Source organism: Candidatus Collinsella stercoripullorum, from assembly GCF_027669965.1.
Classification (GTDB): domain Bacteria; phylum Actinomycetota; class Coriobacteriia; order Coriobacteriales; family Coriobacteriaceae; genus Collinsella; species Collinsella stercoripullorum.
On sequence record NZ_JAQECM010000037.1, the window covers coordinates 1 to 24,094 of the forward strand.

General features: G+C 70.6%; 16 protein-coding genes and 1 tRNA gene. 4 read left to right on the forward strand and 13 right to left on the reverse strand.

What is annotated here, in order from left to right; all coding sequences use genetic code 11:
* Positions 1–53 precede the first annotated feature (53 nt).
* Together uvrC and PHA29_RS07650 are read right to left on the reverse strand one after the other, a co-directional pair.
* Positions 54–2,144 carry an excinuclease ABC subunit UvrC gene (gene uvrC / locus PHA29_RS07645; RefSeq protein WP_270849003.1) on the reverse strand — a complete coding sequence of 697 codons (2,091 nt, stop codon included), beginning with the start codon at positions 2,142–2,144 and terminating at the stop codon, positions 54–56.
* Positions 2,145–2,212: 68 nt separating this feature from the next.
* Positions 2,213–2,287 (reverse strand) — tRNA-Asn (locus tag PHA29_RS07650).
* Between the two features lie 269 nt (positions 2,288–2,556).
* Here PHA29_RS07650 and PHA29_RS07655 point away from each other — a divergent pair.
* Positions 2,557–3,537: a lipid II:glycine glycyltransferase FemX gene (locus PHA29_RS07655; RefSeq protein ID WP_270405100.1), complete on the forward strand. Its 981-nt coding sequence runs from the start codon at positions 2,557–2,559 to the stop codon at positions 3,535–3,537.
* 87 nt (positions 3,538–3,624) lie between these two features.
* Here the strand turns inward: PHA29_RS07655 and PHA29_RS07660 are convergent, their stop codons facing one another.
* The 7 genes from PHA29_RS07660 to PHA29_RS07690 all read right to left on the reverse strand — a co-directional run bounded on the left by PHA29_RS07660 (position 3,625) and on the right by PHA29_RS07690 (position 15,321).
* Positions 3,625–4,881: a carboxylate--amine ligase gene (locus PHA29_RS07660; RefSeq protein WP_270849007.1), complete on the reverse strand. Its 1,257-nt coding sequence runs from the start codon at positions 4,879–4,881 to the stop codon at positions 3,625–3,627.
* Between the two features lie 14 nt (positions 4,882–4,895).
* Positions 4,896–6,080, reverse strand: a complete 1,185-nt coding sequence (locus PHA29_RS07665; protein ID WP_270849009.1) for a DegT/DnrJ/EryC1/StrS family aminotransferase — start codon at positions 6,078–6,080, stop codon at positions 4,896–4,898.
* A gap of 23 nt (positions 6,081–6,103) precedes the next feature.
* The gene (locus tag PHA29_RS07670; RefSeq protein WP_270849010.1) at positions 6,104–8,161 is read right to left on the reverse strand and encodes a murein biosynthesis integral membrane protein MurJ; all 2,058 of its coding nucleotides are present in this window, start codon (positions 8,159–8,161) and stop codon (positions 6,104–6,106) included.
* 9 nt (positions 8,162–8,170) lie between these two features.
* Positions 8,171–8,647, reverse strand: a complete 477-nt coding sequence (gene ybaK / locus PHA29_RS07675; protein WP_408612039.1) for a Cys-tRNA(Pro) deacylase — start codon at positions 8,645–8,647, stop codon at positions 8,171–8,173.
* Positions 8,648–8,749: 102 nt separating this feature from the next.
* Complete coding sequence (locus tag PHA29_RS07680; protein ID WP_270849012.1) at positions 8,750–10,003, reverse strand: NlpC/P60 family protein; 1,254 nt, start codon at positions 10,001–10,003, stop codon at positions 8,750–8,752.
* A gap of 173 nt (positions 10,004–10,176) precedes the next feature.
* Entirely contained in the window at positions 10,177–13,056 is a 2,880-nt protein-coding gene (uvrA, locus tag PHA29_RS07685) for an excinuclease ABC subunit UvrA (protein ID WP_270849014.1), read from the reverse strand.
* Positions 13,057–13,179: 123 nt separating this feature from the next.
* Positions 13,180–15,321 (reverse strand): LTA synthase family protein, encoded by a 2,142-nt coding sequence (locus PHA29_RS07690; RefSeq protein WP_270849015.1) that lies wholly within the window; start codon positions 15,319–15,321, stop codon positions 13,180–13,182.
* Positions 15,322–15,626: 305 nt separating this feature from the next.
* Here PHA29_RS07690 and PHA29_RS07695 point away from each other — a divergent pair, with 305 nt between their 5' ends.
* The 3 genes from PHA29_RS07695 to PHA29_RS07705 all read left to right on the forward strand — a co-directional run bounded on the left by PHA29_RS07695 (position 15,627) and on the right by PHA29_RS07705 (position 19,516).
* A complete protein-coding gene (locus tag PHA29_RS07695) occupies positions 15,627–16,487 on the forward strand; it encodes an Mrp/NBP35 family ATP-binding protein (RefSeq protein WP_270405092.1) in 861 nt (286 codons plus the stop codon).
* Positions 16,488–16,491: 4 nt separating this feature from the next.
* The gene (locus PHA29_RS07700; RefSeq protein ID WP_270849017.1) at positions 16,492–17,778 is read left to right on the forward strand and encodes an FAD-dependent oxidoreductase; all 1,287 of its coding nucleotides are present in this window, start codon (positions 16,492–16,494) and stop codon (positions 17,776–17,778) included.
* 82 nt (positions 17,779–17,860) lie between these two features.
* A complete protein-coding gene (locus PHA29_RS07705; RefSeq protein WP_270849018.1) occupies positions 17,861–19,516 on the forward strand; it encodes an NAD(P)/FAD-dependent oxidoreductase in 1,656 nt (551 codons plus the stop codon).
* Between the two features lie 104 nt (positions 19,517–19,620).
* On the opposite strand, the gene PHA29_RS07710 is transcribed toward PHA29_RS07705, so the two are convergent.
* The 4 genes from PHA29_RS07710 to coaE form a co-directional block, all read right to left on the reverse strand.
* Positions 19,621–20,253 (reverse strand): hypothetical protein, encoded by a 633-nt coding sequence (locus PHA29_RS07710; RefSeq protein ID WP_270849019.1) that lies wholly within the window; start codon positions 20,251–20,253, stop codon positions 19,621–19,623.
* A gap of 239 nt (positions 20,254–20,492) precedes the next feature.
* Positions 20,493–22,724 carry an excinuclease ABC subunit UvrB gene (uvrB, locus tag PHA29_RS07715; protein WP_270849021.1) on the reverse strand — a complete coding sequence of 744 codons (2,232 nt, stop codon included), beginning with the start codon at positions 22,722–22,724 and terminating at the stop codon, positions 20,493–20,495.
* Between the two features lie 18 nt (positions 22,725–22,742).
* Positions 22,743–23,327 (reverse strand): lytic transglycosylase domain-containing protein, encoded by a 585-nt coding sequence (locus tag PHA29_RS07720; RefSeq protein ID WP_270849023.1) that lies wholly within the window; start codon positions 23,325–23,327, stop codon positions 22,743–22,745.
* Positions 23,320–23,955, reverse strand: coding sequence for a dephospho-CoA kinase (gene coaE, locus PHA29_RS07725; protein ID WP_270849025.1), 636 nt, complete (start codon positions 23,953–23,955; stop codon positions 23,320–23,322). The genes PHA29_RS07720 and coaE overlap by 8 nt, the downstream gene beginning before the upstream one ends.
* Positions 23,956–24,094 lie beyond the last annotated feature (139 nt).

The window sequence follows — 24,094 nt, forward strand, 5'->3', positions numbered from 1 at the left end:
CGCCCGGCGGACGCGCCCGCGCCGCGCCCGGCCCCCGGGACCGACGGCCGGGCCTACTCCCCCGTCTCCCCGTCGCGCGCCGCGTCGCGTGGGGCGCGCTCCGCCTCCCAGGCGCGCAGGGTGTCGAAGACCGTCTGCGCGACGTCCGCGGGAACCCCCTTCACGGCGGCGATATCCTCGGCGCTCGCCGCCCGCAGCCGCTTCATGGAGCCGAAGCGGCGCATGATCGCGCGCTTGCGCGTCGGGCCCACGCCGGGCACCTCGTCGAGCACGGACACGGTCATGGCCCGGTCGCGCAGCTCGCGGTGGAAGGTGATGGCGAAGCGATGGGACTCGTCGCGCACCTGCTTGATGAGGTAGAGCGACGCCGACCCGGAGGGCAGCACCACCGGCGTGTCGTCCCACGGCACGAAGATCTCCTCGTCCGACTTCGCGAGGCCGCAGACCGGGATGTCGAGCCCCAGCTCGGCGAGCTGGTTCAGGGCCGCCGTGAGCTGCGGCTTGCCTCCGTCGACCACCAGCAGGTCGGGGCGGCTGCCGAAGCGCTCGTCGGCCATGCGCTCCGGGGAGTAGCGGCGCCCGAGCACCTCGGACATGGAGACGAAGTCGTTGGCCTCGGTGAGCTCCGCGCGGATCTTGAAGCGCCGGTACTGGCTCTTGTCGGGCCTGCCGTTGGTGAACACCACCATCGAGGCCACCGTGAAGCGCCCGTGGATGGTCGAGATGTCGAAGCACTCGATGCGCATCGGCGGGGCGTCGAGCGCCAGGGCGCTCTCCAGCTGCAGCAGCGCCTGGTTGGTCCGGTCGTCGGCGTACCCGGTGCGCATCATGTAGCGCATGAGCGCATGGCGGGCGTTGCGCTCGCAGGTCTCCAGCAGATGGCGCTTCTCGCCGCGCTGCGGCCGATGCAGGGCGCACCTCCTGCCGCGCTTGCCCGTGAGCCACTCGCCGATCAGCTCGGCGTCCTCGAGGTCGACCGCGACGTCCACCTCGGCGGGGATGTCGGCGGTCTCGTCGTAGTAGCGCTTGACGAACCCCGACACCAGCTCCTCGGTGTCGACGTCGAGCCCCTTGTCGAGGATGAACTCGCAGCTGCGCACCGTGCGCCCCTCGCGCACCGCGAACACGCAGGCGCCCGCGATGGTCTCCTCCCGGTAGAAGCCGATCAGGTCGATGTCGACGCTCGTGGGGAACACGACCTGCTGCCGGTCGTCGAGCCCGTCGATGACCTCGAGGCGGCGCTTGATGCGGCCGGCGCGCTCGAAGTCGAGGTCCGCGGCGGCGTCGGCCATCTCCTGCTTGAGCTCGCCCACCAGCTCGCGGCGCTGGCCCGCCAGGAACCGCTCCACGCGGCGCACGCTTCTCGCGTACTCCTCCGGGGACACCATGCCCGCGCACACGCCGGGGCCGCGGCCCACGTGGTAGTCGAAGCAGGGGCGCCCCTTCTGCGCGCAGATGAACGAGACGAGGTCCGCGTCGTCGGGGCTCTTGGCGAGCAGCCGGCGCACGCGCTTCCACTCCGCGCAGGTGGCCGAGCAGATGGGGCAGACCTTGCGCAGGGTGTCGATGGTCTCGCGCGCGGCGCGGGCATCTGTGTACGGGCCGAAGTAGCGCGTGCCGGGGCGATGCTTCTCGCGGGTGTACTTGATCGCCGGGAACAGGTCCCCGTGCGTGACGGCGATATAGGGGTAGCTCTTGTCGTCCTTGTAGTCGACGTTGAAATAGGGGTGGTACTGCCCGATGAGGTTGCGCTCGAGCACGAGCGCCTCGTGCTCGCTGTCCACCACGATGTAGTCGAAGCTCGCCACGAGCTGCATCATGAGCGGGATCTTCTCGCGGTCGTCCGTGAGCTGCACGTACTGCTTCATGCGGGCGCGCAGGTTCTTGGCCTTGCCCACGTAGATGACCTCGCCGGCGGCATCCTTCCACAGGTAGCAGCCGGGGTCCGTGGGAACGCGGGCGACCTGGTCCACGAGGCTCGGGGTGTGGTCCGCGCCCTCCGAGGCGACGTGGCGCGCCGCTGCGCGGGCGTCGAGCGGGGCGACCGGGAGGCTCCGCGCGGGCAGCCCGTCCGCGGAGAGCGGCTCGGGTGCCGGGCCGGGCTGCGCCGGCGCGGAGGGCGTCGATTCGCTGCGGGTCCCCATGGGCGCCGATCACCTGCCCTCTCGAAAAATAAACCCCGCCGGCGCGAAGCCGGCGAGGCGTCAAGTTCTGGCTCCTCGAGTAGGACTCGAACCTACAACAACGCGGTTAACAGCCGCGGGCTCTACCATTGAGCTATCGAGGAATCGCTGCGTGCAGCATTGTACCCACCCGCGCCCCGGCGCACAAGTACCGTACGCGAAATCCCCAAACCTCGCCCGGGCCGCGGCGGGAACCGGGGGCGCCGCCGCGGCCCGGCCCGCCGGCGACCGGCACCGTATGCACACACACGTGCAGCATTTCCGCTCATCGCGCGCGAGGGGTCCGGGCAGCTCGCGCCATGTGATACCATGCCCACGCGCGAAACGCGCACATGCGCGCGCCGTGAGGGTGCAGTCGAGATAAAGGAGCGTCGTGAAGCACTTCATGCAGTCCGAGGCCTGGGCAGCGTTCCAGCGCAGCCAGGGCAACAAGGTCGTCATGCGCGAGGGGGACGGCTGGAGCTACCTCGCCGTCGAGGAGGTCCAGGTCTTCGGACCGGCCCGCACCAAGCGCCTGTACACCCCGTACGGCCCGAGCTTCGAGAGCCTCGACGCCCTCGAGTCCTCGCTGGCTTCGCTCGAGGACCTCGCGCGCCGGGAGGGCTCGGTCTTCGTGCGCGTCGAGCCCATGGGCCCCGACGCCGAGGCGGAGCGCGGCGCATCGGAGCTCCTGCAGCGCCTGGGGTATCGCCGCGCGGCGCACATGCTGCCCGAGGACACCTGGAGGCTCAACCTCACCTGCGGGCGCGACGCCCTGCTCAAGGGGATGGACAAGTCCAACCGCAAGCGCTACCGCAAGCTGGCGGACCACGACGTGGAGATCCGCACCTCCACCGACCCTGAGGACATCCCGCTGCTCACCGACCTCATGCATCAGGTCGAGGACCGCAACGGGGTGACGCTGCGCGACACCGACTACCTCAAGGAGGAGGCCGCCTCGCTGTTCCCCGGGGGGCACGGCAGGCTCTACCTCGCCGTCACGCACGAGCGCGACGCGGAGGGCAACCCCACCGACAAGGAGGTCGTCGTGGCGGCGAACTTCGTCTTCTTGGACTACGACTGCTGCTACCTGATCCACAACGGATCCGACAAGGCCTACTCCCGCACCGGGGCCAACGTCGGCATGCAGGTCCAGATCGTGCTCGACGCCGAGGCGGAGGGCCGCAGCTGGGTCGACTTCCACGGCATGGCCCCCGAGGGCTCGGGCCCCGACCACCCCTGGGCCGGCTTCACCAAGTTCAAGCAGTCCTTCGGCGGCGAGGCGCGCCACTACCTGGGCACCTGGGAGAAGCCGGTGCGCCGTGCGCACTACGCCGTGTACTCCGCCGCGCGCCGCCTCATCGCGCACAAGTAGCGATGAGGCCGGCCGGCGCCGCATCTCAGGCGCCGACCGGCCTCATCGCGCGCTTCTCCCCGGGCCCGTCCGACCCCACGGGCTCCCTTACGCGACCACATCCATATACCGCTTGAACTTGTCCACCTGGTGCATCCAGGTGATCTTCGCCCACAGCTTATGGGCCAGCGTGTCGCCCGGGCAGTCGTACGGGTACCCGATGCGCCCGTCGCGGTAGTACGCGAGGGTCTCGGCCCGCACCTGCGGGTCCGCCACATGGTTCCTCACGACGCGCGCGGGCACGCAGGTGTAGAGCCGGTCGCCGTACCCCTCCTGGTAGGGGATCTCGCAACCGAGCACGTACTCGTCCACGAACAGCTTCGCGATGTTCACCCCGCCCAGGGCCATGTAGTACGTGTTGCGGCCCGCCCTCGTGTTGACCTCGAAGAACTTATAGCGCCCGTCGCGCTCGTCGTACTTGATGTCGAAGTTCGCGAACCCGCGGTAGCCCACGTGGGCGCAGAAGCGCGTCGCGTCGTCGATGATCTGCTCCACGCGCTCGGGCATGATGCACATGGGGTTGCCGATGCGCGCCGGCGAATGGTCCTGCAGGATCACCCTGCCGCCCGCGACCGCGCGCACGCGCCCCGCGGCGTCGGAGAACGTCGTGAGCGAGCGAATGGCCTCGTCGGGGCCGGGGATGAAGTCCTGCACCACGAGCTCGCGGTCGTAACCGGCCTCGCGGAGCATGTCGAAGATGCGGACGAGCTGCTCGGGACCGGCGACCTCGTAGACCTTCTCCTTGCCCGGGAAGCTCATGAGGTCGTAGCGACCGGAGTTCGAGGGCTTCGCGATCAGCGGGTAGGTGAAGGCGTCCGCATCGATCGCGGCGTCGGGGTCGGCGCAGTCGAACACCCAGGTCTTGGGGTACGCGATGCCGAGCTCCTCGCAGATGCGGTAGAACCGCTCCTTCTGCGTGATCTCGTCGAGCAGGGGGAAGTCGTTGTAGGGCACCACGAACCAGCGGGAGAGCTCCTCCTTGTACGCCGACAGGATGCGCGCGTGCCAGTCGGCGTTGCCGAAGACGAGCGGGATCTTCCCCGCCGCCGCGAGCTCCTCGCCCAGGGTCCGCAGATAGGCCACGACCGCCTCGTCGCCCTGATGCATGGCGGGCACGACGCGGTAGTCCACCAGGCGGCTCGACGAGGTCACGCGCACGTCGATGGCGGAGACCACGATGGTCTTGACGCCGTAGGTCTCATGGAAGCAGCGCGCGAAGGAATACGAGAGGATCTCGCCGCCGAGGGCGACGGGGACCAGGCGCTCGCGCAGGTCGTCGGCGGTCAGGGTGGGGTCGGGGTTCATGGTCGCTCCTGTTCTCAGCGCTCGCCCGAGCAGACCGCCCGCGCGATCCGCGCGATCTCGGCCATCTCGGTCGGCGTATGGTCGGTGGGAAGCGGCGCGACGCGCGCCGTGATGTCATCGGAGGTCGAAAGGCCGGACCGATCGGTGGGCACCCGGTACGCGCCGGGGTCGAGCACCCCGGGGAACAGCTCGGGCCGGTACCAGGCGGTGGTGTAGTAGCCCGCCGCGCACACCTCGCGGATGAGGCGGTCGGCGGCGGCGGTATCGGGCGCGAGGACCGGGAAGCGCAGGAGGGGCTGGACCGGCCCCTCCATGGCCGCGGCGAAGGTCTCGACGCACGTGCCCGCGAGCTCGCGGCGCAGGACCTCCGCGGCCTCGGCGCGCATGCGCTCGGTATCGCGCAGCCGGTCGAACGCGGCGAGCACCTTGGAGCACAGATGGGCGCTCGGGCGCATGGGCTCGCGGGAGACCTTGCCGCGCAGCTCGTCCACGCTCACCGGCGGCTCGAACAGCCCGACGCGCGCCAGGCCGTGCCGCAGCCCGCGGGCGACGGAGGCGGGGACGTGGTTGAACACCCGGTTCTGGGGGATGAAGGCCCCTTCGAGCAGGTCGATGCGCCTCCCCGAGACGGGCAGGGCCTCCAACCGGGCGCGCAGGTCGTCGATCGCCCCGCGGTGCGCGCTCGCGGGGTTCACCCATATCGCCCCGCCGAGCAGGGTGCCGAGCATCTTGCCCATGCCGAAGGAATGCACCGACACGTCGGCCACGGGGGCCCCGGCGGCGTCGCGTGCCATGCGGGTCGCGCAGTGCGCGCAGTCCTCCACCACGAGGGCGCCCGCTTCGTGGGCGCGCGCGGCGAGGGCCACCGAGGAGGCGTCGACGATCCCGTAGGTATGCTGGACCACGACCGCGCGCACGTCGCCGGACAGCGGGAGCGCGTCGGGGTCGAGCGAGGCGCTGCGCGCCGAGAGCTCCCCGTACCGCGGCTCCATGCCCGCGGCGACGATGGGATCGACGGCCGTGCAGCAGGTGAGCAGCTGCGTCACGACGGCGCCCTCCCCCAGCGCGCGACGGACGGACTCGAAGGCCAAAAGCATACCGTGGCGCGCCTTGAGCACGAGATACCAGTCGGACGGGTCGGTGTCGGTGCGGTCGGCCATGACCCGCGCGATGCGCTCCTCCTCCGGCAAGCGTTCCATGTGCGATCCTTTCCGGGCGCGCCTCACGCGGCCCTGCTGCGCAGCCCGGGGATGAAGCGCCCGAGCATGGAGCTGATGAACGAGACCTCGGGCAGCCGCAGCGCGATGCCGCCGCCGAAGGTGATGGCGACCGCGGGGATGCCGCCGGCCAGCGCGTAGGCGACCGCCCGCACGATGCCGCCCTCGGAGACCGGGCCGAACGCGGCCTGCAGCCCGACCAGGATGACCAGCCCGACCGCAGCGCCCGCCGCGCCGAGCGCGAGCGCGCGGAGGCTCGCCACGATCATCGACTTGAAGCCGATGTGCCCCAGCTCATGGCGGAGGAACGCGAGCGTGGCGAGGTTGATGGCGACGAAGAAGAAGGTGGAGCTGAAGCCGACGATGTAGAAGCCGTAGACCGGGGTGAGCGCCAGGCACATGGCGATCTGCACCGCGCCGGCGATGCACTCGGCCACGGCGAACAGCTTCATCTTGCGCAGGCTGGAGCAGGCCTTCTGCAGGTAGGTGGACAGGCCGTACCCCGGCAGCGAGATGGACAGCCAGATGATGTAGGTGGACAGGATCTCCACGTCCTCGGCGGACATGCGCGCGCTCTTGAGCATGTTGGCCAGGCACGGGGAGAACACCATGAGGTAGAGCGCGAAGGGGATGAGCAGGAACAGGATCTGCCCCGAGCCGTGCGCGAGCCCTTGCACGAACCGCTTGATGCGGCCGCTCGCGACGAAGGACGACAGCTCCGTGAACATGGCGGTGGTGATCGGGATGGCGAACACCGAGTACGGCAGGATGTACCAGATGCGCGCGTAGTAGGTGATCGACGAGCCGCTCGGGTTGACCGAGAGGGCGCAGGAGCTCTGCACCGAGGTGGTGGCGAAGGAGACGACCGTCACGACGAGGGTGGGGACGCCGATGGTGAGCGTCTCGCGGATGAGCGGGTCATGGATGTCGAAGCGCAACCGCAGGCGGACGCCGTGGCGCGCCAGCGCCGGGACCTGCATGAGCACCTGGACCAGCACGCCGAGCGGGTTGGAGATGGCGAGCACCAGGATGCCGGCGGTGGGGTTCGTCTCCGCGAGCACGCCGTAGATGAGGAACGCCGCCGTGATGACGATGTTGTTGGCGATGGGCGCCGCGGTCGACCAGAAGTAGTCGCGCTCCGCGTTGAGGACGCTCGATATGACCGAGGACAGCGCGTAGAGCACGATCTCGATCGCGAAGAAGCGGAAGAAGTACGTGGCGAGGTCGAAGTCGAACTCCGAGGACGCGTTGAACGCCTGCGTCCAGATGATCTGCCCGGCGAAGATGAACGAGACGACCGCGAGCGCGCCCATGAGCACCGTCACGAGCGACAGCAGGTTCGAGGCGTAGTCGCTCGCCCCCTGGCGGCCGAGGTTCTTCTTGGCGGAGACGTACACCGGCAGGAAGGCCGTGACGAGCATGCCGCCCATCACGAGCTCGTACAGGGCGTTGGGCATGTTGTTGGCGACGGTGAAGGCGCTCGACACGAGCGTGGTGCCCATGCCGAAGGCCTGCGCCCAGGTGCGGAAGAAGCCCGTGATGCGGCTGACGATCACCAGACCGCTCATGAGCGCGGCGGAGCGGCCGACGTCGGCATCGGACGCGTCGTCCTCCTCGACCCCGTCCGCGTCGCCGCCATCGGGCGCAGGCGCGCCCGCGCCCTCGGTATCCACGGGCGCGGCCGGGAACAGCTCGTCGTCCCAGGCGTCGGGCTCATCCTCCCCCACGAGCGCGAACTGCGCCGACTCGTCGGGGCGCGGGGCGTTGAACCCCGCGGACGCCGGGGAATCGTACTGGGAGGCGATCATGAAGGCGGCGGTCTCCTCGGGCGAGGCGACGGCCGGTGCGCGGAACCCCTCCTCCGCGGGAGCCGCCGCCGACGTCAGGCGCGACGGGTCGACCCCTGCGGAGATGAGGAAGGCCGTGGTCTCGTCCGGGGAGGCCGGACGGTCGCGGCGCGGCGCGGCGGGCCGGGGCGCACGGGTCCCGGCGCCCGGATCGGCACCCCTGAAGTGCGCGCCGCGCGGACGGCCCCCGTCCTCGTGCTCGAAATCCTCCGCCATGCGTCCTCCCTACCCTTTCCTGCAGATCGCGGCGACCGCGGCACCGGTGTGCGCGACGAGGTCGCCGGGGGCGAGCTTCAATTGTATGCCGCGCCTGCCCCCGGAGATGAAGATCTGGCCGTAGCGCATGCAACCCTCATCGATGATGGTGGGGAACCGCCTCTTCATGCCGACCGGCGAGCAGCCGCCGCGGATGTAGCCCGTGGCGTCAAGCAGGTCGCGGACGTGCATCATGGACAGGGACTTCTCCCCCGCCGCCCGAGCCGCCGCCTTGAGGTCGAGCTCGGCGGCGACCGGGATGCAGCACACCACATGGTCCCCGTTCGGCGCGACCGTCACGAGGGTCTTGAACCCCTGCTCGGGATCCTCGCCCAGCTGCTCGGACACGTGCACGCCCGACAGGTCGTCCTCGTCCACCTCGTAGGTGATGACCTCGAAGCCGATGCCCGCGCGCTCCAGCTCGCGCATCGCGTTGGTCTTCTGCATCCTCTCCTTGCGAGCCACCGCGACCCCCTCCCTGTAACATATGGACGGCCCCGGGGCCGAGCGCCCCGGGGCCGTGCGTCCGTTCGGTTTGGCAGCCGGCTCCTAGACGATGGACCCGCCGCCGATGAAGCCGCCGATATAGCTGAGCGTACGGTAGCCCACGCCCGAGCCGGGGATCGAGTCGATCATCTCGCCGCCCCCGATGTAGATACCCACATGCCCGCAGTAGCGGCTCGTGGTGAAGAAGACGAGGTCGCCGTACTTGAGCTCGCTCACGCTCGTGGTCCACGTGCCGCGGGCCTTGACCTTGGCCATGAGCGACTCGGGGCTGTTGGAATGGGAGGACAGGCCGAGAGCGTAGTCCACCACGCCGGAGCAGGTGAACCACGACGTGCTCGTGCTGCCGCTCCAGTAGTACCCGGAGTACGAGTACCCCGAACCGATGATGCTCTGCGCGCGCGCCACCATGTTGCTCGCGCTCGTGGTCGGGCCGCTGCTCGAGCCGCCGCCGCCGGTGCTCCCGCCGCCGCCCGTGTTGCCGCCGCCGGAGCTCGTGTTGCCGCCGCCACCGCTCGTGTTGCCGCCGCCACCGCCGGTGTTGCCGCCGCCGGAGCTGCCGCCGTTGTCGGTGGTGCCGCCGGTGCCCCCGCCGGTATCCGCGCTGCCTCCGTTGCCGCCCTGCTCCTGCTCGCGGCGCGCCGCCTCCTCGGCGGCCGCCTGGCGCGCGGCCTCCTCCTCGGCGGCGATCTGGGCCTTGAGCTCATCGGAGAGCTGGTCGTAGTAGGCCTGCGCATCGGATGCCGCGGCCGCGGCCGCGTCGGCCTTCTCCTGCTGGTCGGCGACGAGCTTCTCCTGCTCGGCCTTCTGCTCCTCGAGGTCAGCCCGGCTCTGCTCGAGCGAGGTCATGAGCTCGTGCGTGGATGCGATGACATCCTGCTTGTGCTCCGCCGCCTTGTCGGCGTAGTGGAGGTTGGAGATGAGGTTCGTGAAGCTGCCGGAGTTCAGCAGCACCGAGACGATGCTCGCGCTGCCGCCGGACTTGTACTGCGTGCTCACGAGATCGGACAGCTCGCTTTGGTAGGCGGCGAGCTGCTGCTCCTCCTCGGCGATCTTCGCCTCGGTCTCCTGGATCTGCTGCTTGGTGCTCTCCAGCTCGTTGTTGACGGTGATGAGGTCGTTGCTCGCCTGCTCCGCGGCAGAGTACAGCGAGTTGAGCTGCTCGGACGCGCTGTCGAGCTGCTGCTGGAGCTCGGCCGAGGTGGCGGCGAGCGCGGGCACGGGGCCCAAGCCCGCGACCAGCGCGAAGCTCAGACCGAAAACGGGAATGGCGGTGAGGCTGCGTTTGAAGTGCGCCATAGATACATCTCCTAACGGTGCGGCCCCGTATGGCAAGGCCGCTCGTGTCGGCAGTGCCCCCTCGCGGAGGCGACTCAATGTAGGCACATTCTAACAGCCGGGCCGTGGACGCCCAAACCGTCCACGGCCCCTCCATACACCTTTAAGCTTCAAGTTGAGCTTGATAGCTGCGGTTATGCAATCGGTGTCCCCTGCTGGCGGGCGCGGTCGCGCGCGAGGATCGGCGCGAGGAAGCGTCCCGTATAGCTCTCCGAGCAGGCGGCGACCTTCTCCGGCGTGCCGGACACCACGATGCGCCCGCCGCCGGAGCCGCCCTCGGGACCGAGGTCGATCAGGCGGTCGGCCACCTTGATGACATCCAGGTTGTGCTCGATCACGAGCACCGTGTTGCCGGCGTCCACCAGGCGCTGGAGCACGTCGACGAGCTGGCGCACGTCCTCGAAGTGCAGGCCGGTCGTGGGCTCGTCCAGGATGTAGAAGGTCTTGCCCGTCTGCTTGCGGTGCAGCTCCTTGGCGAGCTTGACGCGCTGGGCCTCTCCGCCGGACAGGGTCGTTGCCGGCTGGCCCAGCCGCACGTAGCCCAGGCCGACGTCGTAGAGCGTCTGCAGCTTGCGCTTGATCTGCGGGATGTTGCCGAAGAAGGCGAGGGCCTCGGTCACGCTCATGTCCAGCACGTCGGAGATGGACTTGCCGCGGTAGAGGACCTCGAGCGTCTCGCGGTTGTAGCGCTTGCCGCCGCAGACCTCGCACGGGACGTAGATGTCGGGCAGGAAGTGCATCTCGATCTTGATCTGGCCGTCGCCCTTGCAGGCCTCGCAGCGGCCGCCCGGGACGTTGAAGCTGAAGCGCCCGGGGCTGTACCCGCGCGCCTTCGATTCCGGGACGCTCGCGAACAGCGCGCGCAGGTCGTCCCACAGGCCGATGTAGGTGGCCGGGTTGGAGCGCGGCGTGCGCCCGATGGGCGACTGGTCGATGTCGATGACCTTGTCGATCTGCTCCACGCCCTCGAGCGCGCGGTACGGGCCGACGGGCCGCGCGGAATGATGGACGGCGTTGGTGAGCGCCGGGGCGATGGTGTCGGTGACCAGCGAGCTCTTGCCGGACCCCGAGACCCCCGTCACCACGGTGAAGGTCCCGAACTCGATCTTGGCCGTCACGTTCTTGAGGTTGTTGGCGCGCGCTCCGCGCACCACGAGCGCCCCGCGCCCGGGGTTCCGGCGCTCCCGCGGCAGGCGCACCATGCGCTTGCCCGTGAGGTAGGCCCCGGTCAGCGAGGCCGGGCACGCCATGATGTCCTCGGGGGACCCGGCGCACACCACCTCCCCGCCGTGCTCGCCGGCCCCCGGGCCCATGTCGACCACGTAGTCCGCCGCGCGGATGGTATCCTCGTCGTGCTCGACCACGATCACGGTGTTGCCGAGGTCGCGCAGGCGCTCGAGCGTGGCGATGAGCCGCTCGTTGTCGCGCTGGTGCAGGCCGATGGAGGGCTCGTCCAGGATGTAGAGCACGCCCATGAGGCCGGCACCGATCTGGGTCGCCAGACGGATGCGCTGGGCCTCGCCGCCGGAGAGCGTGGCGGAGGCGCGGTCGAGCGTGAGGTAGTCCAGACCCACGTCCACGAGGAAGCGCAGGCGCTCCATGATCTCCTTCACGATGCGCCCGCCGATGAACCGCTGGCGCTCGGAGAGCTCGAGCCCCTCGAAGAACTCGAGGGACTCGCGGCAGCTCATGCAGCACACGTCGTATATGGACCTGCCCCCCACCGTGACCGCGAGCATCTCCGGGCGCAGGCGCGCGCCGTGGCACGCCCGGCAGGGCTCCTCGCGGATATAGCGCTCCAGACGCGCCTTCGTGTTCTCGTTGGTGGTCTCCATGTAGCGGTCGTACAGGATGTTCCTCACGCCGGAGTACTTGGTGAACCAGTGCGTGTCGCGCCCGTCCTGCGTGCGGTAGTCGACGCGCATCTTCTTGTCCCCCAGCCCGTCGAGGAAGGCCTTGCGGGCGCGGGCGGGGAGGTCCTTCCACGGGGTCGAGGGGTCGACCTTAAGATGGAGGCACAGGGCGCGGAAGATCTGCGGGTAGTAGTTCGATTTCCCGAAGAAGCTGCCGAAGACGCCCTCCTCGACGGAGAGGTTCGGATCCTCGATGAGCGCCTCGGCGTCGACCACCTTCTTGAAGCCCAGGCCGTCGCACTCCGGGCAGGCGCCGTAGGGGGCGTTGAAGGAGAAGTCGCGCGGCTGCAGGTCGTCGATGGAGTGCCCGTGCTCGGGGCAGGCGAGCGCGAGCGAGTAGGTCAGCAGGTCCCCGGGCGTGCCCTCGGGGGCCCCGCGGTCGGGCAGCAGGTAGACGGCGACGTTGCCGTGCGCGAGCTTGGTCGCCTGCTCGACGGCCTCCGCGATGCGCCCCACGCCCCCCTCGCGGATCACGATGCGGTCCACCACGACCTCGATGGTGTGGCGGAACTTCTTGTCGAGCTCGATGGGGTCGTCGAGGCTGCGGACCTCGCCGTCGATGCGGACGCGGGAGAACCCCTCGCGGCGCAGGTCCTCCAGCAGCTTGGCGAACTCGCCCTTGCGGTCGCTCACCACGGGCGCGAGCACGAGGGCGCGCCGCCCGAGGCCGGCCTCCATGATCTTGTCCGCCACCTGGTCGGTGGTCTGGCGCTCGATCTCGCGGCCGCATTCGGGGCAGTGCGGCGTTCCCACGCGCGCGAACAGCAGGCGCAGGTAATCGTAGATCTCGGTCACCGTGCCCACCGTGGAGCGCGGGTTCTTGGAGGTCGTCTTCTGGTCGATGGACACCGCCGGCGACAACCCGTCGATGGAGTCGAGGTCGGGCTTGTCCATCTGGCCGAGGAACTGGCGGGCGTAGCTCGACAGGCTCTCGACGTAGCGGCGCTGCCCCTCGGCGTAGATCGTGTCGAAGGCGAGGCTCGACTTGCCCGAGCCCGAGAGGCCGGTGATGACGACCAGCTTGTCGCGGGGGATCTCGACATCGACGTCCTTGAGGTTGTGCTCGCGGGCGCCGCGGATGATGATGGAAGAATCGGACATGGGAACCCTTCCGGTCGCCATGGGATATGCGGCCTCCCAGTCTACCCCAACGCGGGCGGACATGTGTTCGCTTTTCCCGCCGACACGGGATATCCAAGACCGGACCGCGGCGCGCGGGCCGCCCTAACGGACGCGGCGGGCGAAGCGCAGGTACTGGATGGCCCGCAGGTCGTCGACGAGGCTGCGGTAGGGCCCCTCGGCGTCGAGCGCGTAGGCGACGCCGTCCGCGCCGCGGTACCCCATGGCGGACAGGGCGGGGATCTCCGCACGGCTGGCGACCAGCGCCTTCTGGTAGTCGGTCAGCGGCGCGCCGATCAGATGCAGCACCTGGGCCGCGAGCCCGGCCGCGCCGATCTCCTCGGTCGCCGACGCCTGCGGGTTCCCCGCGACGTCGTAGTTCGCCCACACCAGATAGGAGGACCGGTAGATCCTCCATTGGTGCGCCTGGGGGTCCTCGCCCGGGTACAGCGCGTCGTTGAGGGCGCTCGACACGCTGGGCTGGTGGTCCCCGAAGAACACGAGCACCACGGGCCGGTCGAGCGCGCGGAGGTCCTCGATGAACGACGCCAGGTCGCGGTCCGAGGCCACGGCGCAGGTCAGGTACACGTTCAGCTGCGCGAGCAGGTTCTCGTCGGCGACGCCCGCGGGCGCCCAGGATGAGAGCTGGTCCTCGGGGACCGTGCCGGCGTCGTAGCCGCCGTGGTTCTGCATGGTCACGTCGAAGATGAACTGCGGGCCGTCGTCCTCGGACAGGAGGTCCGAGATCCTGTCGTAGGTGGATCGGTCCGTGTTCCCCGCGTGGAAGAAGGGCTCGCCCTCGAAGTCCTCGATGGTCGAGAAAGTCTCGAAGCCCATCTCGCGGTAGACGGTCTCGCGGTTCCAGTTGCCCCCCAGCTGCGGGTGGATGGCGTGGGTGGCGTACCCGAGCCCGGCGAGCTGGCGGGGCAGGCTGTCCACGTCGCTCAGGTCGTAGAGCTGGTAGGGGTACTTGCCGGTCCCCACGAAGGCGATCGAGTCGCCGGTCAGGAACTCGAACTCGCTGTTGGCGGTGCCCCCGCCGTGCACGGAGGTGAGCAGGGCGCCCCGCTGGAGCGCATCGGGCAGCGAGTTCAGGCGCACCGTGCCCGGGTAGCCCGCCTCGGCGAGCGCCTCGAAGACCGAAAGGTCCGCGAAGCTCTCGTCCATGACGGCGATCACCGTGGGCTTCAGCTCCTCGAACTGGGCGACCGCCTCCGCCCGCTCCGGAGACGCGCCCGCGCCCGCGTCGTAGGCGGCGGCGAGCCGCGCGAGGGCGTCCCGAGCGCCGTCGTCCGAGTAGCCCTCGGGCACGGGGATGGGCAGGTCCTGCGCCACGGCGATGAACGACGGGATGAACCCGCCCGTCCGGTACGTGGCGACGGGCATCCAGCGGTCGTAGACGAGTCCGAGGTCCTCCTCCATGCCCACCGACCCGTACGCGGCGGCCAGGCAGCCGGCGACGGCCCCGGCGAGCGCGAGGTCGGCGAGGGCCCCCGCGGCGCGACGGCGCGCGTCCGCGGGCCTCCCGGGCCAGATGAGCGAGAGGAGGAACAGCGAGAGCCCGCACAGGAAGAGGGAGAGGACGATCCGCTCGGTCAGGACGTAGGTGTAGCCCGCGCTCACGGCCGCGGCGGTCCCCACCGCGAGCAGGTCGCTCGGCAGGATGGCGGCCGCCTTGAAGGAGAGCACGAAATGCTGGGCGATGCCGAGCGCGGTGCAGGCGACGGGGACGAGGGAGGCGAGGACGCCGGTACGCAGCCCGAGGAAGTACAGCAGGACGGTCACGGCGGCGACCACCGCGACGGAGACCGCGAAATAGTAGAGGCGCAGCTCGGTGAAGGCGTCGTTCCAGGCGAGCTCGAGGGCGTAGGCGGACAGCACCGAGGAGAGCGCCAGGGCGGCGACGTCGCGCGCGGCGCGGACGGCGTGAGCCGAGGGCGCCCCCATCCGGTCGAGGAGGGCGAACAGGCGGCGGCGCACGAGGGTGCCGGCGCCGAGGGCGAGCATGGCCGCGGAATAGGCGAGCAGCGTGACCCAGCCGCAGGCCGCCTCCAGCAAGCCCAGCGCGCACCAGATCCCCGGCACCGCGAGGAGCGCCGCGAAGACCGCGGGCCACGCGATCTGGCCGGGACGGACGCGCCGCCCGGCGCGCCGTGCCGCGACGGCCGCGTACGCCGTGAGGACGGCGAGCAGGATGCAGGAGATGAGGGGGATCGCGGCGTACGCCGCGGGCGCAGCTTCGCTCATGGGCACCGTCCATCGCGGGCGCGCAGGGCGCACCTTACCGATTCTTTACAAAAAGCACCCTGAAACCTTACCACGCCGGCATCGGCGGCGGGAACGGGGCCCGGAGCGCAGACAGCCTCCACCGCGCCGGCGGACCGACCGGGCGCACCGACGGCGCGCGCCGCGGCCCCGGCCCACCCCCCCCTCGGACCGCGCCCCGGCGCAGGCGGCCCGCGCCGATGGCGCCGGGCCGGAGCGCGGGTACAATAGGGCCGATGCGAAACGAACGGCCCGCCCGCCAGGCGGGCCCAGTCGAAAGGACACCTATGGCTACATGCGAGCACGCCGCCGCAGCGGGCGGCCAGACCGCGCCCATGAGATTCGAGGAGAACAGCCTGTCCGAGGTCAAGCGCGTCATCGCCGTCCTCTCGGGCAAGGGCGGCGTCGGCAAGTCCCTCGTCACCGGCTCGCTCGCCGTGGAGCTTGCGCGCGGCGGCGCGAAGGTCGGCATCCTGGACGCCGACATCACCGGCCCCTCCATCCCGCGCATGTTCGGCATGGGCGGGCGCCACGCCCACGGCCTGGGCAACCTGCTTCTGCCCGAGATCTCCGCGAGCGGCATCAAGGTGATGTCGTCCAACCTGCTGCTGCAGAACGAGACCGATCCGGTCCTGTGGCGCGGCCCGGTCATCGCCGGCGCCATCAAGCAGTTCTGGAGCGACACGTCGTGGGGTCCGCTCGACTACCTGCTCGTCGATATGCCCCCGGGCACCGGCGACGTCGCCCTCACGGTCTTCCAGTCCCTCCCGGTCGACGGCATCGTCGTGGTCACGAGCCCGCAGGACCTGGTGAGCATGATCGTCGCCAAGGCCGTCAACATGGCAGACAAGATGAGCGTGCCCGTCCTCGGCGTCGTCGAGAACATGAGCTACGTCCAGTGCCCCGATTGCGGGCGGGCCATCGAGATCTTCGGTGAGAGCAAGCTCGACGAGGTCGCCGCCGGCTACGGCCTGAAGGTGCTCGACCGCCTGCCCATCGACCCCGCCCTCGCCGCCGCCTGCGATGCCGGCACGCTGGAGACCGAGCTCGCCTCGGGCACCCTGCCGCTCGCCCTCGCCGCCTGCCGGGCCGTCGAGGCGCACGAGGTCGAGGCCCCGGGCGAGGCCCCCGCGGCCGACGCCGAATAGGCGCATGGGACGCGAACGCCCCTACGACGTGGCGGTCGTCGGCGGCGGGGCCTCCGGTCTCGCCGCCGCCCTCTCCGCGGCGCGGTCCGGCGCGTCCGTGCTCGTCATCGAGCGCGACGTCGAGGCGGGCCTGCCCATCCTCGCCACGGGGAACGGGCGCTGCAACCTGTCGAACGCGCGCCTCGACCCCGAGCGCTACCGGCACCCCGAGGTCGCCCGCGCGGTGATGGGAGAGCGCCCCGAGGAGGAGCTCTCCGCCTTCTTCGACTCGCTCGGCCTGCTCACCTGCGAGGAGGACGGGCGCCTGTACCCCTACAGCCGGCGCGCCGACTCCGTGCGCGACGCCCTGCTCATGTCCGCGGCCCCCGCGGCGGACCTGGCGTGCTGCGCGGACCTGCGGCGCGCCGCGTTCGATCCGCCTGCCGGGGCATGGGACCTCGTGCTCGCCGAGCCCGCCGGCCCGCTGCCGCGCCCCGGGAGGCGCGCGCTCGATTTCCGCGGCATGCTCCGCCATCGCCGCCGCGAGCTCGCCCGCGCCCCCAGGCGCGAGCGCGCGGTGCGCGCACGGCGGGTCGTCATCGCCTGCGGCGGGTCCTCGAGCGCGACGGCCTCCCTGTTCGGCCTCCCCCACATCGACGAGACGCCGGTCCTCTGCCCCGTCGCCTGCGTCCCCGAGCTCGACGCGGGCGCCTTGGAGCAGCTCGACGGGCTGCGCGTCGAGGGCTCGCTCGCGCTCGTGCGCGGCGGCCGTCCCATCTGGTCCGAACCCGGCGAGGTGCTCTTCCGCCCGTTCGGCCTCTCGGGGATCGTCGCCTTCGACCTCTCGCGCCGCGTGCGCGCGGGCGACACCGTGGAGCTCGACCTGTTCCCCGCCCTTGGCGAACACGCCCTGGCGGAGCTCTTCGAGGCGCGCTCGCACGTCGTCGGGAGCCCGGAGCGCATGGGGGCGGCCTGGTTCACCGGCCTGCTCGCGGGCGCCCTCGGGGCGCATGTCGCAGCCGCGGCGGAACGCTCGGGCGACGGGTGCGCGCCCGCGGCCCTCGCCCACCTCTGCAAGCACCTCCCCTTCCTCGCCCGGGGCACCGCGGACGAGCGCTCGGCGCAGGTGAGCCGCGGCGGCATCCCCTTCGACGCCGTGGACCTGCCCCGCCTCGGCATCCGCGCGGACCTCGCGCCCGGCCTTCTCGCCTGCGGAGAGGCGCTCGACATGGATGCCGACTGCGGGGGCTTCAACCTCGCGTGGGCATGGCTCTCCGGCCTGCGCGCGGGCGCCGAGGCGGCGGGCGCGTAGGCGGCCCCGCCCCTCCCGCCCCGACCCGCGGCGACGCCGCCGGTCGGGCACCGACCCACCCTTCACGTTGAAAGGCCCGCTCATGATCGAGATATCGCAGATCGCCGTCCCCCTCGACGCCGGCGTCTCGGAAGAGGCCTGCCTCGACGCCTGCCGCGCCGAGGCGAGGCGCCTGCTGCGCGTGCGCGATCCCGATATCGCCTCGATCGCCCTGCACCGCAGGTCCGTCGACGCGCGCAGGAAGCGCGACGTTCACCTCACCCTGAGCGCGCGGGTCGCGCTCGCGGACCCCGCGCTCGAGTCGGACGCGCTCGGCCGCGTCCCCGAGCGGGACCGCAACAGGGTGCGCGCCGTGGAGGAGCCGGAGCCCGCTTGGCCCGCCGCGGTCCCGGCGGCGGCGCGCCCCCTCGAGCGCCCGGTGGTGGTGGGCGCGGGGTGCGCGGGGCTGTTCGCCGCGCTCGCGCTCGCCGAGGCGGGCCTCGAGCCCCTGCTCATCGAGCGCGGCGACGACGCGCGGCGGCGGACCCGGTCCGTCGAGCGCTTCCAGACCGAGCGCACACTCGACCCGGAGAGCAACATCCAGTTCGGACTCGGGGGCGCCGGGACCTTCTCCGACGGCAAGCTCAACACCGGCACGCGCAACCCGGCTCACCGGCAGATCCTCCGGACGCTGGTCGAGGCGGGCGCAGGGCGCGAGATCCTGTGGGACGCGAAACCCCACGTGGGCTCGGACGTCCTGCCCGCCGTCGTCACCCGGATCGTCGAGCGCATCCGCGACCTCGGGGGCGAGATCCGCTTCCGCTGCCGCCTGGTCGACATCGACCGCGCGCCGGACGGGTCGCCGCGCGCCATCACCGTCGAGGCGCGCGACGGCGGCGCCGCATCGCAGGAGCGCATCCCCGCCGCGCGCGTCATCCTCGCCTGCGGGCACTCCGCACGCGATGTCTTCGAGCTGCTGCGCCGCCGCTCCTTCGCGCTCGAGCGCAAGACCTTCGCCATGGGGGCGCGCATCGAGCACCTGCAGGCGGACATCGACCGCGCGCAGTACGGCCCGGCGGCGGGGCACCCCGCACTCGGCGCGGCGCCCTACAAGCTCGTCGCCCATCTCCCCGGCGGGCGCAACGTCTTCACCTTCTGCATGTGCCCGGGAGGCGAGGTCGTCGCAGCGGCCTCGGAGATCGGCGGCGTGGTGGTCAACGGCGCGAGCCTGCACGCGCGCGCCGGCAGGAACGCCAACGCCGCCCTGCTCGTCAACGTGACCCCCGCCGACCTGCCCGGAGACGACCCGCTCGCGGGCGTCGACCTCCAGCGCGCCTGCGAGCGCGCCGCCTTCGAGCTGGGAGGGGGCGGCTACCGGGCCCCCGCCCAGCTCGTCGGGGACTTCCTCGCGCACCGTCCGTCCGGCGGGCCGGGGCGGGTCGAACCGACCTACCCCCTCGGCGTCACGTGGACCGAGCTCGACCGGGCCCTGCCCCCGCATGTGGCCGACGCCCTGCGCGCCGGCATCCCCGCCCTCGGCAGGCGGCTGCGCGGGTACGACGACTCCGAGGCGGTCCTCACCGGCGTCGAGTCGCGGTCGAGCTCCCCGGTCACCGTCGTCCGCGACCGCTCCTGCTGCGCCGTCGGCGCCCCGGGGCTGTTCCCCTGCGGCGAGGGGGCGGGGTACGCCGGGGGCATCATGAGCGCGGCGACCGACGGCATCCGCTGCGCCGAGGCGCTCATCGCGAGCCTGCGCTGACCGCCCCCTCCCCCGCACCGACGAGGCCGCAGCGCATGCAGACGGGCCGCCCGCTCGACGCGGACGGCCCGTCCCTTAGGTCGATCTGATACGATGCCGGTCGGCTATCGGGCGACCGCGGCACCGCCCCGCTCGGCGGAACCGGCGCCGTGCAGGACGACCGCCCCGTACACGTACCCCCATCCCGCGACGAACAGCATCAGCGAGGCCGTGCCCTGCGCGCCGGCGGCACCGGCGAACCCGAGGGCGCCGGCGAACGCGACGGCCCAGACCGCCGCCGCGACGGCGAGCTCCGCCCACCAGTAGCCCAGGCCGTGCCGGCCCATGTCGAGCGCCACAAGCACGAGCTCGAAGGCCATGAACACGCCGACGACCGCCCACAGCGCGGCGTAGCCGCGCGTCACGGAGGGGAACAGGAGCTCCCCCAGCCCGAAGGCGAGCATCACGAGGCTGAGGGCGATCTCGCACCACGAGAGGACCCATCCGCTGCGCGAGATGCACGAGCCGACCGTCCTCGCCGCGCCGAGCGCGATGACGCACCAGGGCACGAGGGAGCAGATGCCCGCGAGCCCGTCGCGCGGGGTGATCATGAACAGGCCGAGCCCGCCCCAAGCGGGCGTCACGAAGTTGTAGAACGCCATGCCGAAGCAGAACGCCGCCGTCAGGATGAGGCTCCATCTCGCGTTCAGCAGCCCGTTCGCGACCTCGTCGAGCATCTCCGCCGTCTGGTGCCTCATGATCCCCCTCCTTGCATGACGGCACCCGCCGGCGGCCGGGAGCGGCTCGCCGGCGGGTCCGTGTGTTCCCTGCAGGAAGTATATACCAAGGCCCCGCACCGAGCACGGCCGGACGCGGCGAAACGGCGCGACGGGACCTGCGGGGGCATCCCGGGCGAGCCGGGAGGCGGGTGCCGCCGCATCGCTCGGACGGCCGGGGAAGCCGTCATGCACGGCGGCGAGGGGCGCCGCAGCGGACCTCAGCGCTTCATCCGCGCGCCCTGGCGCTTGCGCCCGCCGCCGAAGGCCGACCCGCGGCGCGCATCGCGGCGGAGGCGCTCGATGACCTCCTCCTCGGAGCTCCCCTCGACGACCGCCTTCAGGTGGACGAGGGCGTCGCGCAGGCGCGCCGCCTCCTCGAAGTCCATCGCCTCGCTCGCGCTGCGCATATCCTCCTCCATCGTGGCGATGATGCGCGCGATCTCGTCGGCGGGCAGGCCGGACAGCTCCTCCGCGAGCTTGGCGCCCGGGGTGACCCCGCTGTCGTCCGCCCCCTCGGCGGGGGTGAAGAACTCCCCGTGGCCCAGGCTGTCCCCGCGGCTGCGGTCGCGCTTGCCCACGTTCTCGGACGCCTCGGCGATGAAGCTCGAGATGTCGTTGATCGCCTTGCGCACGGTCTTGGGCTCGATGCCGTGCTCCTCGTTGAACCGCATCTGGATCGTCCGTCGGCGGTTCGTCTCCTCGATCGCCTCGCGCATCGAGTCCGTCACGGTATCCGCGTACATGATGACCTCGCCGTCCGCGTTGCGCGCGGCGCGGCCGATCGTCTGGATGAGCGAGCGCCGGTTGCGCAGGAAGCCCTCCTTGTCGGCATCGAGGATCGCCACGAGCGAGACCTCGGGGAGGTCGAGGCCCTCGCGCAGCAGGTTGATGCCCACGAGCACGTCGATCTTGCCCTGCCGCAGGTCGCGCAGGATCTCGACGCGGTCCATGGTCGCCGTGTCGGAGTGCATGTAGTTGACCTTCACGCCGGCGTCGAGCAGATGGTCGGTCAGGTCCTCGGCCATGCGCTTGGTGAGCGTCGTCACGAGCACCCGCTCCCGGCGCGCGGTGCGCGCGCGGATCTCGTCGAGCAGGTCGTCGATCTGCCCGCGCACGGGGCGCACGTCGATCTTGGGGTCGAGCAGGCCCGTCGGGCGGATGATCTGCTCGACGTCGTTCTGGGAGACGCGCAGCTCGTAGTCGCCCGGGGTGGCGCTCACGTAGATGAACTGCGGGATGCGCGCCTCGAACTCGTCGAAGCGCAGCGGGCGGTTATCGAGGGCGGAGGGCAGGCGGAATCCGTGCTCCACGAGCGTGACCTTGCGCGAGCGGTCGCCCTCGTGCATGCCGCGGATCTGCGGCACCGTGACGTGGCTCTCGTCGATGATGCAGAGCATGTCCTTCGGGAAGTAGTCGATGAGGGTGAACGGCGGCTCGCCCGGCTTGCGCCCGTCGAGGTGCCTCGAGTAGTTCTCGATACCCGTGCAGAAGCCCATCGTCTCGAGCATCTCGAGGTCGTAATCGGTGCGCTGCTGCAGGCGCTGCGCCTCGAGCAGCTTGTCGTTCGCCTTGAGCTCCGCCACGCGCTGCTCGCACTCCTCCTCGATGGTCTTCAGCGCGTGCGTGACCTTGGGCTTCTCGGTCACGTAATGCGAGGCGGGCCACACGGGGATGGCGTCGTACTCGCGCAGGAGCTCGCCGGTGACCTCGTCGATCTCCGCGATGAGCTCCACCTCGTCCCCGAAGAACTCGAAACGGAGCGGGTGCTCGGCGTAGGGCGGGTACACGTCGACCACATCGCCGCGCACGCGGAAGGTCCCGCGGGCGAGGTCGTAGTCGTTGCGGTCGTACTGGATGTCGATGAGCTCGTGGATGAAGTCATCCCGCTCGAGCGGGACCTTCTTGTCCACGTTGGGCGCGAGCCCGGCGTAATCCTCCGGGCTGCCGATACCGTAGATGCACGACACCGAGGCCACCACGATCACATCGCGCCGGGACAGCAGCGATGCGGTCGCCTGATGGCGCAGCATCTCGACCTCCTCGTTGATCGAGGAGTCCTTCTCGATGTAGGTGTCGCTGGAGGGGACGTACGCCTCGGGCTGGTAGTAGTCGTAGTACGACACGAAGTAGACGACGGCGTTGTCGGGGAAGAACTCCTTCAGCTCGCTGGCGAGCTGGGCTGCGAGCGTCTTGTTCGGGGCCATGACGAGGGTCGGCTTGCCGAGCGCCTCGATGGTCTTCGCCATGGTGAAGGTCTTGCCCGATCCGGTGACGCCGAGCAGGACCTGATAGCGGTCGCCGTTGCGCACGCCCTCGACGAGGGAGTCGATGGCCTGGGGCTGATCGCCCGAGGGCTCGTAGGGCGCCACGACCTTGAACCGGGCGGGCTCCCCCGCCCTACCGAAGCGCTTGAGCTCCCCGCCGACGCGCTCGACCTGGAATTCGGACATGGCACTCCAATCTATCGATCAGGTGAAGCTGTCGGGATACAGCTCCTTGTACCGCTGATGCGCCGTCGTCACCCGGGCGAGGTAGGCCTGCGTCTCGGGAAACTGGATCGCCTCGTTCAGACGGTCCCCCGAACTCGTCCAGCTGTCGACGTTGCCCATGCCGGCATTGTACGCCGCGATGGCATGGTCGGTCGCACCGTTGAAATAGGCAGACAAGTATGCCAGATACGCGCAGCCGATTTCAATGTTCGTACGGGGGTCCTCAAGGTCCGAAGGGTCGAATTCCTCCCCGTCGACCAAGCCCTTGGAGACCATGTCCTCTGCAGTCGAGGGCATGAGCTGCATGAGGCCGCAGGCACCGCGATCCGAACGGGCGCTGGGATCCCAGCCGGACTCCGTCTCGATGACCGCGGCGACGAGATAGGGGTCGAGCCCGTGGCGCGTCGCCGAATCGAGGATCTGCTCCTCATAGCGGAGCGGATAGATCATCTGCACGAGCGGGGCCGGCGCATACGCGTACAGCCAGCACGCAGCCCCGAAAACGAGGACGATCGTCAAGGGGACCGAACGGTACCAGGCAAGGAAGCGGACGCGCTTAGCCATGGGCGCGCTCCCCGGTCGCGAGCAGGCCATGGGCGGACATCCAGGCGTCGAGGTCGCGGAACAGGCCGTCATCGCCGACGGAATTGTCGATGACGGTGGTGGCGAGGGAGCAGAGCTCGTCCTCAGCGGGCTGGAGCGCTGCCCGGGCATCGAAGTCCTCTAGGGCCATACCGCGCAGAACGGCGCGCTCGCGCCTGACATCGAGCGGGGCCGTGATGGCGACGACCTCGTCAGCGAGACCGAAGGCGTCGGTGAACGCGGCGGCGACGGAGATCTCGACGACCGTCCACGGATGCTCGGGGACGAGCACGGAGCAGCAGTTCGCGGGAAGAAGCCGTAGGGAGAGCTGCTCGAGCAGGACGGGATGCACGATCGAGTTGAGGAGCTCGGTCGATTCGGCCGAGGAGAACGCCCGCTCGGCGAGCACGTCGCGGCGGATCCCCCCGGTAGCATCGAGTATGTCCCAGCCGAACGCCTCGGAGAGGTCTCGCACGAGGGCGGAACCGGGTTGATAGAGGCTCTTGGCGAGCTCATCGAGATCGATGCGGTACGCGCCGTTGCGCTCGAGATACCGTGAGGCGCATGATTTGCCGGAAGCGATGTTTCCGATGATGAAGACAGTGAACATACGCGGCATGACCCTGAAGTACCCGGGTCGACCTCCTCCCTCGAACCGAAGGGACAGAATAGCAGAAAGGCCCGGAGCTTTCGCTCCAGGCCTTCATGCATCCCAAAAGGGAAACGCCGTCCACCGGTCAGCGGCGCCC

What these genes read in the sequence shown, in the direction of transcription:
- uvrC (WP_270849003.1), bottom strand. Translation starts at nt 2,144, where the DNA reads ATGGGGACCCGCAGCGAATCGACGCCCTCCGCGCCGGCGCAGCCCGGC.
- PHA29_RS07660 (WP_270849007.1), bottom strand. Translation starts at nt 4,881, where the DNA reads ATGAACCCCGACCCCACCCTGACCGCCGACGACCTGCGCGAGCGCCTG.
- PHA29_RS07665 (WP_270849009.1), bottom strand. Translation starts at nt 6,080, where the DNA reads ATGGAACGCTTGCCGGAGGAGGAGCGCATCGCGCGGGTCATGGCCGAC.
- PHA29_RS07670 (WP_270849010.1), bottom strand. Translation starts at nt 8,161, where the DNA reads ATGGCGGAGGATTTCGAGCACGAGGACGGGGGCCGTCCGCGCGGCGCG.
- ybaK (WP_408612039.1), bottom strand. Translation starts at nt 8,647, where the DNA reads ATGCAGAAGACCAACGCGATGCGCGAGCTGGAGCGCGCGGGCATCGGC.
- PHA29_RS07680 (WP_270849012.1), bottom strand. Translation starts at nt 10,003, where the DNA reads ATGGCGCACTTCAAACGCAGCCTCACCGCCATTCCCGTTTTCGGTCTG.
- uvrA (WP_270849014.1), bottom strand. Translation starts at nt 13,056, where the DNA reads ATGTCCGATTCTTCCATCATCATCCGCGGCGCCCGCGAGCACAACCTC.
- PHA29_RS07690 (WP_270849015.1), bottom strand. Translation starts at nt 15,321, where the DNA reads ATGAGCGAAGCTGCGCCCGCGGCGTACGCCGCGATCCCCCTCATCTCC.
- PHA29_RS07695 (WP_270405092.1), top strand. Translation starts at nt 15,627, where the DNA reads ATGGCTACATGCGAGCACGCCGCCGCAGCGGGCGGCCAGACCGCGCCC.
- PHA29_RS07700 (WP_270849017.1), top strand. Translation starts at nt 16,492, where the DNA reads ATGGGACGCGAACGCCCCTACGACGTGGCGGTCGTCGGCGGCGGGGCC.
- PHA29_RS07705 (WP_270849018.1), top strand. Translation starts at nt 17,861, where the DNA reads ATGATCGAGATATCGCAGATCGCCGTCCCCCTCGACGCCGGCGTCTCG.
- PHA29_RS07710 (WP_270849019.1), bottom strand. Translation starts at nt 20,253, where the DNA reads ATGAGGCACCAGACGGCGGAGATGCTCGACGAGGTCGCGAACGGGCTG.
- uvrB (WP_270849021.1), bottom strand. Translation starts at nt 22,724, where the DNA reads ATGTCCGAATTCCAGGTCGAGCGCGTCGGCGGGGAGCTCAAGCGCTTC.
- PHA29_RS07720 (WP_270849023.1), bottom strand. Translation starts at nt 23,327, where the DNA reads ATGGCTAAGCGCGTCCGCTTCCTTGCCTGGTACCGTTCGGTCCCCTTG.
- coaE (WP_270849025.1), bottom strand. Translation starts at nt 23,955, where the DNA reads ATGTTCACTGTCTTCATCATCGGAAACATCGCTTCCGGCAAATCATGC.